Genomic DNA, 10,835 nt, shown 5'->3' with positions numbered 1-10,835 from the left:
GAACACCCGTATCGTATCCCGACTGGCGGCGTTTTGACGCAAGGGCGGAGCCTTCGACGCGCACCCGCATAGCGGGTGGTTTTTTGCCCGCCGCGCTTCGCGCGCCGTGCAGGCTCACGAGCCTGAATAAAAAGGCGGAGCCGAAGCTCCGCCGTTCACATCATGGCGCCCCCGAGAGGACTCGAACCTCCGACGCACGGTTTAGGAAACCGACGCTCTATCCGCTGAGCTACGGGGGCGGATATCTGGATTTCGTCGCTAGATATGCTTGAGTACTTCCATGACAAAATCGCTGTTCAAGGCTAACATGTCGTTGTCGATGTTTTCGATGACATCGTCCTCTTCGGCGAAGAATGCCGGTTTTCTGCCATCCATGCCCGCCAAATGCAGGGCCTGCTGGCCGTGCTTCAAGGCGTAGGCCGATGCGCTGTTGCGCCATTCCATCGTAGCCTCGGGCACTTTCAGCCCGGTGGCCTGACCGGCCTTGCGAACCAAGCGCTTCATGCGGCTCGAGGCCTTCTTGGGAACATAGGTGCCCTCTTTGTCAATCAGCGTCAGCTCACCGGCACCCAACGCCTCCAGCTCCACAATAAGCGCGCCCTTGAGCTCGACCTCATGAGCAGCCATAAACGCTTTCATGCCGCCATTGCCGGCAAGTTCGGAACCGAGCGCCACAAACCACACTTCCATATCGATGCGGTCGCTGTGGAATTGCTCGATCTGCTCGATTTCCGGCGTCGGCTCGAAGACGAAATCGGCGGGCAGTCCTTCACCGAACACACTGGACGGATCGGCGGCACTGGTCTGGTTTTCTTCGCCTTCAGACTCATCGTCAAATTGATCGCGAGAGAACGCCCCACCCTCGAAATGACGGCCGCGACGATGCGAAGAGCGCGGTGCATCAAAGCCGTCCTCGGCAAAATCGTCATCAAACTCGGGAGAAAACGCTGTCGTTGCGTCGGCGTCCAAATACTCCTCGTCGTAAGCCTGGATATCGCCTTCTTCGCGGAAACTCTCCCAACCGCCGCGCGCTGCTCCTACTTCACGGGCATCGAAGCTCTCCTCAACATCGAGCCATTCCTGCGGGCTGGATGCTTCCTCACGCTTCTTGCGGCGGAATTTGCCGAAGATACCGCCGAAACGGCTCTTGGGCATCTCCACATAACCGGGACCAGCCATCGCTCCCGTCTCGGTGATCTGCTCCACATAAGCAGAGTCATCGACGTCTTCGATATATATATCGTTCTCGGAGGCATTCTCCAAAAGCTCATCGCCGATAGGCGCGGCCGCTCCCGTCGCCCCCATAGAAGAAAACGTGCCCGCAAGACTAATGCTGCCGGAAAGCGCTGGATCAGTCGTCGTTGTCGTTCTTCCCAAAGACGGCAGCGCGTCGAGCAGCGCCGCTTCCCGCGTACCTGAAACGGCCGACGGCGGCTCGGGCGTCGTCACCGAGGGGATGACGGCGCTCAAGTCATGCACGCGACCATCATGCTCGGGGCGATCTTCTGAAAGAGGAGCGGCTTGCTGGCAATCATCCATAGAGATGCGCGGGAGCTCTTGGGAGATGCCGATATTGGGCAGCGTAATAGCGCGCCGGCGGCGGGGGGCAGCGGCTGGAGCCGAAGCCGGAGTCTCAGCCACTTCTCCCACCGAGGGCACCACCACGCGCTGCCCGCCCGCAGGCGCAGCAGGAGCATCAGACGTCGAAAGATCAATGGGAGGAACCGCCACGGTGGCGCCCGTCAACGGACGCTGGCCGTCTCGCACCGTCACATCGGGGTCATCCGTCGGCTGGGGCACAACAGGCGCAGCCGGTACAGCAGACACGACAGGCTTCGAGGCAGGCGTCCCGGCTTCCGAAGAGGCCGGCTCGGATGCGATGGCGGGAATGTCGGCCAGCATCGCGGAGACCGTGTTGTTAGAAGGAGACGGCAATTGATCGGCCTCAACCGCCGGCACTTCAATGGCTGGCAATACGGGGGCCAACGAGGGCGATGCCTCTTCATTAACGGCCGATGCGGAAGGCGGAGCAGAAATTTCCTCGGAGCTCTCGTCCGCAACCACGCTGTCCATAATCTCGGTGGGTGTTGCGCCAGCTGCTGCCGAAGCTGCCTGCACCGAAGCGCGCATAACACGCATACGCTCGGAAAGCTCGTCGAGGTTGCGGCGCTCATGCTCCTCGCGCGCGTTAATTTCTTCCTCGGCCCGTTCCAAAGCCGTGGCGTACCGCGACCGCTGCACGGGCTTTTCCTTAGCAGGCTTCTTGGCTTGCTCCTGGCCCTTTTTGAACCATTCAGGTACTTGATGCTCAACAGGCGCCGCGTAGGCGGGAGCAGCAACAGGGACGACGACCGCGGCAGAGGATGGAGTTAGGCTCTCTTCCGGAGAAACCTCCACGGCGCCGTTTTCCTCTCCCTTCGCCGGAGATTCATCCTCTGTTGCCACCTCAGTAGGCGTTGCAGACACCGGTTCCCCTGACAACGCCGCTACGGCAGCTTTGGCGGCCGCCAGGCGCTCGGCAGCTGACTCCATGGAGGTTCCCAAATCCTCGGAAGTATTCCCCGTATGGTAGACAATCTCCGCCCCCTCAGGAACAAGTCCCGCCGACACGGCGGCCGCCTCGCCATGAACCGTTGGCTCGGGGGCATCGGGGAGATCCCGAGCGGCGGCCACGCGAGAGGCGACTTCCAAAAGCACCGCCACTCCTGCAGCGTTGCAGTTTGCGCCCTCGTTGTAGTTCGCGAACTTCTCAAGCAGAAACGACGCAACCGGCAAAACCGCTACCACCATGGCAACAGCCAGAAGGACGTTGAACACCACGAGCACGCTACCGTCGGGTGCGAGCACCATGCGAATCGCCAAAAGCAGCGGCATGACCACCAGCATCGCCAGCTCAACCCAATAAAGGATGGGGAGCACCGCCGGCATCGCACCGTTCAAATCGCGTCGCACCTTACCGCTGTCGTAGTTCGCCACCACGATCACCTTGCGTCTCCGGCTCGCTCGCGTCGGCGATTTCGCAGGCAGGTAGCGCGCGACGACGTTCTGGCTCACCCCGCGGTTCAAAAGCCGCGAAAGCACCGGCTTATCGAACACCTCAGCGGCTGCCAACGCAGCGCAGATGAGGGACACCACGATGGCAGGAACAGCCAGCGCCCCCACAATCGTCGCCACCAGCGTCACCAACACAGCTACACCACTGCACAGCGTTCGAGGAAGTGAGCTGTCGGGATTGCACTGGAAGTCTTCCATAGCAGTCGTCAGACCGGCCTCGGCGGAAAACTGCTCGCTTATGTAGAGAGCCGCACGCTGTTCTTCCTCAGTACCCGCCGGCCGGGGGCCGATCTCCTGAGACAGATATGCGACATGTTCGTTCAATTCGGCCATGTACGTTGCCTTTCCTCGGTGAAGAGGGTTCTATGGACATAATTATCGTAAGTATACGCCATTACGAGGCCGTTCCGAGATATTCACGAAGAAAGGCATCAGCATTTCCTGCTTTTAGGCGCTCGGCCTCATAGGCGCCTTGGTCGGCCTCAATCTCTTTGTAGAATCGAAGAGCAACGATTTGCTCTGGGTCATCTTCCCCGAGTTCTTGGGCCAAGGCGGCCGCTTCCTCCTCCAACGCGTTATAGCGGCTGTTCTGAGCCTCGAGCTCTTCCTTGTTGCGGGAAAGATAGGCCTCGTCGGCAGCAAGGGCTGCCTGCTGCGATTCTATTCTTTTAGCCACGTAGGCTTTAAAGGCTGCCAAATCAAGACTGAGATAGGCCGCTTCGGCTTGAGAGAAATCCTGCTGAGCCTCTTCCAAAAACGCCAGGGCCTCGTTGCCCTTAGCCTGCGAGGCAAGAATGTTCTCCTTGCTCATCTCTTCAGCCAACGCCGTGGCTTCACGAATAGCCGCATCGGCGTTTATCACGGCATTCCACCCCGATCGGGCTTTGAGAAACGCCTCTGTCGCCATCATCGACTCCTCGATGATACTGACCCCCGCATCCAGCATATTAAGGCGCGAGCGAGCGGCCGTCACCACCTGAGAGGCCGCCTCCTTATCGTCATTGTCGCTCAGCGACGACTGCAGCGTCTCCATGGATGCGATAGAGTCCTCTAACTGGGCTCTCATCGGGGCGATCTCCGCGACAACGGCACGATACCCCTCGTTCAGCGCTTCTGCGGAAGGCGCGGCGTCTCCCGTCGCCGAGGGGGAAAGGCGCTTGGCATCACACTGTTCAATAACCAGTTCGTCGAAGGGAAGAAGGGATTCATCGCAGCTCTTGATGATGTCAACCTGATCATTCAGGGTATCAAGCAGAGACTTCTGCTGCTCCCTCATCGACATAAGAGCTTGGCCGCCCACCAGCGTGATGACCAAAAGGGCGCACACCACCACGAACACGGGCACGATGCCCCTCATTTTTCGATCAACAGCGGAAGAAGAGGCTGATGGGGATGCGGGAGCTTCGCCAGACAAGACGATGGACTGCCCTTTGACCGGTGTTGGCCGAGGCTTCTTTCCCTTCCCCAATGTGAAAAGAGAAGGGCCGCCCGAGCCTCCCTCGCGCCGATCGCGCTCCTCGGCATCGCGAGCCTCACGGGCGGCATCGAGCACGCTGAAGGAAATCTCGTTGGAAGACCCCCGCGTGCGCCGCTTTATGTGCATCGGATGATGCGCCCTCTTCGCTACCATAACCAGAATGCTCCCCTAGCGGCGCGCTGCTATCTCGTCGACGATCTGAGCCGCCGATAGGAATCGGATATTCTGGCTGGGAAGTGATCTCAGGAACGTCTTGCCGTAGCCCTTCGTAATAAGACGCTTGTCCGCAAGGATCAGAATGCCCCGGTCATCAGCTTTGCGAATAAGACGGCCTGCTGCCTGCTTCGTTTCCAACACCGCCGCTGGCAGGACATAGCGCCGCCAGGCGGCATCGTCACGAGCGGCCCGTTCGCAAGAAAGGGGATCCGTCGGCTTCGAGAAGGGCAATTTCGGTATCACGACGCCCTTCAGCGTGGCGCCCGGCGCGTCGAACCCTTCCCAGAAGCTCTTCAGAGCGAAAAGGGACAAATGCTCGTCGGCGAGGAAGTCATCGCGCAGGCCCTTCACCGACACACCCCACTTCTGGCACACGACGCGCAAATCGTCTCCCTTCAGAGCCGGCTGCACCTCTTCGAAGCACTTCTCCATTTCGCGGCGATTCGTGAACAGGGTGAGCATCGACCCGTTCTGGGCACGGTGAGCGTCGATGAGCAGGCGCTGCAGAGCACCGAGATAACTCGGATCATTGGGTTCGGGCATATCGTTGACAACATAGACAACCATCTGATTGTCGAAGTCGTAGCTTGAGGCAAGCAGCAGCTCGTCGGCAACGGAAAACTCGCTCTCGTTCAGCCCCATGGCCTGGGAGAAGCTGTTGAAGCTGCCGTCAACGGTCAGCGTGGCCGACGCGTAGACCACCGAATGGGTCCGCGCATACAAGGTCTCGTTCAGCGTCTCCCCCACCGATACGAGCAAGGCCTCCAGCTTGTTCTGCGGACGATCGGTCTTGCGGCTCAAACTTGCCGCATATACGTAGCGCTCGGGGCACTGCGTGCAGATGACCTCGACGTTCTGGATGATTTCCTTCATCTCCATGGCAATAGAGGCGATCTCCCGCTGAATGACGGCAGCGCCTTCAATGTCCTCCAAATAACCCACGAGCTCCTGGCAAACCGTCACCATCTTCTCGGCACGCTCGGCCATGGCGCGGCCAAGACGGGCAATGTTCTGGAAGAGGGAGCCGTGGCGAATCTCGTCATTCAGCCAAAGATCCACCGTCTCGTAGCCCTTCGAGCGCTTATTGGTGTCATAGAAGAACAAGTCGGGCAGTGCCTTGCAGAACGCCTGGGCCGCTTCGCCGAATTCGGCTCCCGCGCGGCGCGCCTTTCCCGTGAGCCCATAGAACAGCGTCGTCGAGGATTCATTGCCCGGCATGACAACGGTGCGCTCCGCCCGCACGAAGACGTTGCGCCGAGATTCCTCGGAAGCTACGCGGCGCACGAGGGAGAGAATGTCCTCCTCTGCCAGTTCAAGGGAAAATGCCCGGCGGGCCTCGCTTTCGGCGCTGTGGGCCTCATCCACCACCCAATAGCGGATGGGCGGGAGCAAGCCTCCGTCAGCAGCAAGATCGCAGAATAGGAGACTGTGATTGGTAACGACGATATTGGCGGCCTCGGCCTTGCGGCGCGAACCGTGAACGAAGCAGGACGTGCCGAAGAATGGGCATTTACGGCGCAGGCAATCGTGGCTCGTGGTGGTGATCATCCAGCGCGGTAGCGTGCGGTAGTCGATCTTCAGGCCGTCGATGTCGTCGTAAGCCGTCTGCTCAATGAAGGAAAGCAAGGCGGCAAGAGCCGGAGCCTGAGGTTTTTGCTCCTTGCCCACGGTGCGCATGCCGGGGCCTTCCACAACGAGGCGCTCCACCTTGTGCAGACAGGGATAATGGGAGAACCCCTTGAGAGCAGCATAGGTGAGGTCGGCACCGAGCTCCTCCGAAAGAGCGGGAAGCTCATGATAGACCAGTTGGTCGAGGAGAGCGTTCGTCTTAGTGGCCACGCCGACATTGATACCGTTATCTCGGGCAATGATGGCCGCCGGCAAAAGATAGGCCATGGATTTACCCACGCCTGTTCCTGCCTCCACCATAAGATTGCGCGATCGGGCAAACGCGTTGCGCACCGCCTCGGCCATAGCCACTTGCTCGCCGCGCTGCTCGTACTCTTCGTACAGGGAGCCTACTACGCCCTCGGCGGTGAACGCTTGGGCCACAGCATCGGCCGTGGGGAGCAAGAAGGATCGCCCTGGATCGGCGGCGATTTCATCGGCATCCACGAGCGGTCTTAGATCGGCTTTCCCCACCCGTTCTCGGCGCAGGGTGCGCAGCGAGAACGGAAGGGGTTTCTCCTCGCTCGTCTCAGCCGCACGCTCGGCAAAATACTTGAACACCACGACCGTCGGCCAATCGTTCGGTTCCGCCATAGAGGCGATTTCCCGCAGCAACATAGTCGGCATGGCTTCCACAGCAGCAAGCAAAATACGCAGGAGAGCACAGGTCGCCGCCACATCTTCATCAGCCCGATGCGTTGACCGAGGAGCACCGAAGGCCTTCACAAGATCGATGAGTCGATGGGATTTCATGCGGGGCAGCGCGATGCGGGACAAATCGAGGGAATCGACCCAGGTGTTCTCGAGCAGCGGATAGCCCGTCGGATGGTTCGTCGTGAAATTGCGGTCGAACTCGGCATTATGGGCCACGACGACGGCATCTCCTACGAAAGTGGCCAGATCAGCTAGTGCCTCGGACGCCGAGGGAGCGTCGGCCACATCCTCATCGTGAATATCGGTGAGATGGGCAACATCCTCAGGAATGGGTTTTCCCGGGTTCACGAAGGTAACGAACCAGTCGACAATTTCGCCGTTTTCCACCCGTGCCGCTGCAATCTGCGTCAACTCATCATGAGCGAGAGAGAATCCCGTTGTTTCCGTATCCAAAACAACGACATTATTATCGAACCGGCCGAAATTGCTCCTTTGGGCCCGTTCAGGCAGCGACTCGTAGCGCGCGATAATCTCCGGCGGCGTTCCGTCGCTGATGAAGTTCTTCAGCTGTCCTTCAAGGGGGGTGGTGTCACGTGACATAGCGCAGCCTATCTTTCGCGGCGCCCTTGGTGGTGAAAAAAAAGAACCTCGGCCTAGCGAGTGTTCCCTGATTCATCGGGCTCGGTTATGGTGTTCTCGACAACTCACGGTATTGTATCAGCCAGGGCGGAGAGAATATTCATGGAACGGTATTTCGGTACATATCAAACATTTCGAACGGTCTCAAAGAAAGATGCGGCGGTGTTCATGGGTTCCAACACCCTCGTGGGAGACCGATACCGCATCAATCTCACTATGGACGAGGGCGTCCATCGCGCATGGCTTATCAACAAGTTCAACGAAACTATCGGTTACTTCGACGACAGCTTCTCACGCGAACTGAGCCTTTTGGCAGCGGAAGGTCTGGAACTCGTGGGAATTCTCTCCTTTGTCGCCTTCACGGAAACACCTGAGCCAGGTGAATATTGGGGACAGGCCGCAGTTATCGGGTACAGCCCCCATTACTCAGAAGAATTCAACCAGTTCATCGATGGCATCTGCGGGCTTATCGGCAAGGGCATTCGCCCGAAGCTGGCGTTGAAGGGGTCGGCCGTCGACGAGATCATCGACTCGAACGGCACGTGGCTTCCGAGCGAGCGCGAACCTCTCCCCGAGAAACAACGCGGCATGGCGCTACTTAAAACGCGCCGAGGGTTCATCGACGGCCTCGTGGAGGCTGGACGCACGGGCAATAAAGGCTGTTACATTCTCAGCTGGGCCTTTCTTCTTGCCCTCGTTGCCGCCATCATCATCGGCCTGAAGTCTTGCGGAGTGTTCTAAAACGAGAACACTTGTTTTAGTTATCTAACCGGTAACCGTAAGGGGCGACCTTGGTCGCCCCTCGGCCGCAAGCGCTTACTCTCCCTCTTCGAAGGCATACTCAATGAGCTTCGTGCACAACTCAGGGAAACTGATGCCTGCCGCGCGGGCCGCATCGGGAAGAAGCGAGGTCGCCGTCATACCAGGGATGGTATTGGTCTCCAGAATCCACGGGATGCCATTCTCGTCGAGAATGAAATCGGAACGCGACACGCCACTGCACTGCAATGCCTTATGGGCGCCGACAGCGGCGTCCATTACTTGCTTGGTTTTCTCCTCATCGAGAGGTGCCGGGCAGATATGCTGCGAACCGCCGGGGGCATATTTCGATTCGAAATCATAAAAATCAGCTTTAGGAACAATCTCGATGACAGGTAAAGCGAAAGGATCCCTATTGCCCAACACGGCAACCGTGAGCTCGGTACCTTGAATATACTTCTCAACGACAACAAGCTCGTCGATTTCAAACACACGCTCGATGGCATCTGCGATAGCTTCTTCGCCTTCCACGATGTAAATGCCCAAAGCGCTGCCTTCGGTAGCCGGTTTCACGACACAGGTTCCGCCCATAGCCAATGCAAGTTCTTGAACGGAATATCCCTCTCCCTTCTTGATGTATTGATAGGGAGCAGTAGGAATGCCTTCGCGCTGGTAAAAGAGCTTGGATTGGGCCTTGTTCATCGCCGTCGCGCTTGACCACACACCAGGTCCTGTATAGGGAAGGCCGATCGTTTCCAGAAAACCCTGGAGCACGCCATCCTCGCCACCTTTTCCATGAAGACAGAGAAAGGCAACGTCGAAGGGCTCCTCAATGAGCGTTTTCAGATGGTCCTTCTTCGCCGGATCCAACTCCTGAACAATAAACCCCGCTTCACGAAGCGCCTCCCCGGCACCTTTGCCCGATGCAAGGGAAATTTCGCGTTCCCCACTGGTTCCTCCAGCTAAGAGGGCGACGCGACATTTTGCGGGTTCAACTACTGCTGCCATGGAGCATTCCTTCCAGACGGTAAATCTCTGGAGGCAGTATATCAGAGCAACGCCACCGTCTATAATGAACCTATGAATAACGAACTGATAAAGCTTACAGAAGCCGAACTCGAGGATCTTGTCACCTCGTGGGGATACCCGCGCTTTCGCGCAAAACAGATCCACGAGTGGGTTCACCGCCATCATGCGGCTTCTTTCGATACCATGTCCAACCTTCCGAAAGACCTCAGAACAAAACTTTCTGAGTTCTTTCCGTTGGAGACGGTAAAAATTTTCGACCGACAAGTTTCCTTAGATGGGACACGCAAATATGTTGTGACCCTGGCCGACGGCTCATTAGTTGAGACGGTGGGCATGCCCGTCTACCATCGAGACGGCTCCCTCGATCGGCTATCAGTATGCGTTTCCTCACAAGTAGGATGTCCTATGGCCTGCCAATTCTGTGCAACTGGCCGCGAAGGCCTTACACGGAATCTCACGGCTGCAGAAATCATCGCTCAAGTGGCTCTCGTCCAAGAGGATTTCCAAGAACGGGTAAGCAATGTCGTTGTTATGGGTCAAGGGGAACCTTTCCTTAACTACGATGAAGTTCTTGCCGCTTTGCGCATTCTAAACAGCCGGGACGATTTCAATATAGGAGCGAGACATATCACGCTCTCTACCTGCGGTATTACAGATGGGATCGATCGTCTCTCCCAAGAGCCAGAGCAATTCACGCTCGCCGTGTCTCTTCATTCGGCTTTACAGAAGAAGCGTGATCGGCTTATGCCGAAAGTGGCAAAGCAACCTCTTTCGGATCTAAAAAAGGCTGTGGAGAGATACACCCAGTCAACCAACCGTCGTGTCTCCTTCGAGTATCTCCTCATCAAGGATGTCAACGATTCAGAAGAAGATCTTCGAGCACTTCTCGACTTCTGCGATGGGCTACTCTGCCATGTCAACCTTCTTCCGGTGAACACCGTAGAAGGATCCCCTCTGCAAGCTGCCTCGCCAGCAACTGCAAAACATTGGGTCGAGACGCTGATCCATTATGGTGTGGAAACAAGTTTCAGAAAATCCCGCGGAGCTGATATCGATGGAGCATGTGGTCAGTTAAAAAACAAGTTAGCGCAAGGTTCTCTTCGTTAATTCGTCTTTCTCTTCTCTTGTTTCACGTGAAACAAAGATAACTAATGGCATGTTATGTAAAGCATTTTCTCTTACCTCACACTAGGGTCTACAACAACTTCTTTTAATCATGAACCACCCCTCAAAGGGGTGGTTTGCTCTGGGCCTATAAGGCCGAGGGGGGCCGGCAGCGTCTAAAGGCGCTGCCTCTCACTTCGTTCAAGCCGTACCGCCCTTGTCTCTCGCGGGCCGC

The 10,835-nt window shown here is 57.6% G+C and carries 6 protein-coding genes and 1 tRNA gene; 2 read left to right on the top strand and 5 right to left on the bottom strand.

From position 1 onward, the window contains the following. Nucleotides 1-163: 163 nt before the first annotated feature. The 4 genes from NE591_RS12045 to NE591_RS12030 all read right to left on the bottom strand — a co-directional run bounded on the left by NE591_RS12045 (nucleotide 164) and on the right by NE591_RS12030 (nucleotide 7,669). Nucleotides 164-239: transfer RNA gene (locus NE591_RS12045), tRNA-Arg, on the bottom strand. 19 nt (nucleotides 240-258) lie between these two features. Then, nucleotides 259-3,387: an aminopeptidase gene (locus NE591_RS12040; protein ID WP_256156727.1), complete on the bottom strand. Its 3,129-nt coding sequence runs from the start codon at nucleotides 3,385-3,387 to the stop codon at nucleotides 259-261. A gap of 61 nt (nucleotides 3,388-3,448) precedes the next feature. Continuing rightward, the gene (locus NE591_RS12035; protein WP_256156726.1) at nucleotides 3,449-4,606 is read right to left on the bottom strand and encodes a hypothetical protein; all 1,158 of its coding nucleotides are present in this window, start codon (nucleotides 4,604-4,606) and stop codon (nucleotides 3,449-3,451) included. 93 nt (nucleotides 4,607-4,699) lie between these two features. Beyond that, a complete protein-coding gene (locus NE591_RS12030) occupies nucleotides 4,700-7,669 on the bottom strand; it encodes a helicase C-terminal domain-containing protein (RefSeq protein ID WP_256156725.1) in 2,970 nt (989 codons plus the stop codon). 87 nt (nucleotides 7,670-7,756) lie between these two features. Between NE591_RS12030 and NE591_RS12025 the strand changes: the two genes are divergently transcribed. After that, nucleotides 7,757-8,449 carry a hypothetical protein gene (locus tag NE591_RS12025; RefSeq protein ID WP_256156724.1) on the top strand — a complete coding sequence of 231 codons (693 nt, stop codon included), beginning with the start codon at nucleotides 7,757-7,759 and terminating at the stop codon, nucleotides 8,447-8,449. Nucleotides 8,450-8,524: 75 nt separating this feature from the next. Here NE591_RS12025 and NE591_RS12020 read toward each other — a convergent pair whose 3' ends face one another. Continuing rightward, nucleotides 8,525-9,475 carry a D-alanine--D-alanine ligase gene (locus tag NE591_RS12020; RefSeq protein ID WP_173111237.1) on the bottom strand — a complete coding sequence of 317 codons (951 nt, stop codon included), beginning with the start codon at nucleotides 9,473-9,475 and terminating at the stop codon, nucleotides 8,525-8,527. 72 nt (nucleotides 9,476-9,547) lie between these two features. On the opposite strand from NE591_RS12020, the gene rlmN reads away from it, so the two are divergent. Continuing rightward, entirely contained in the window at nucleotides 9,548-10,603 is a 1,056-nt protein-coding gene (gene rlmN, locus NE591_RS12015; protein ID WP_173111234.1) for a 23S rRNA (adenine(2503)-C(2))-methyltransferase RlmN, read from the top strand. The last annotated feature ends 232 nt before the right edge of the window (nucleotides 10,604-10,835 follow it).

Origin of the sequence: Adlercreutzia sp. DFI.6.23 (assembly GCF_024462535.1) — a bacterium.
GTDB lineage: Bacteria > Actinomycetota > Coriobacteriia > Coriobacteriales > Eggerthellaceae > Adlercreutzia > Adlercreutzia rubneri.
The sequence above is the reverse complement of the archived record's forward strand: the minus strand, read 5'-3'. Positions and strand labels throughout refer to the sequence as shown.

What these genes read in the sequence shown, in the direction of transcription:
- NE591_RS12030 (WP_256156725.1), bottom strand. Translation starts at nt 7,669, where the DNA reads ATGTCACGTGACACCACCCCCCTTGAAGGACAGCTGAAGAACTTCATC.
- NE591_RS12025 (WP_256156724.1), top strand. Translation starts at nt 7,757, where the DNA reads ATGGTGTTCTCGACAACTCACGGTATTGTATCAGCCAGGGCGGAGAGA.
- rlmN (WP_173111234.1), top strand. Translation starts at nt 9,548, where the DNA reads ATGAATAACGAACTGATAAAGCTTACAGAAGCCGAACTCGAGGATCTT.
- NE591_RS12020 (WP_173111237.1), bottom strand. Translation starts at nt 9,475, where the DNA reads ATGGCAGCAGTAGTTGAACCCGCAAAATGTCGCGTCGCCCTCTTAGCT.
- NE591_RS12040 (WP_256156727.1), bottom strand. Translation starts at nt 3,387, where the DNA reads ATGGCCGAATTGAACGAACATGTCGCATATCTGTCTCAGGAGATCGGC.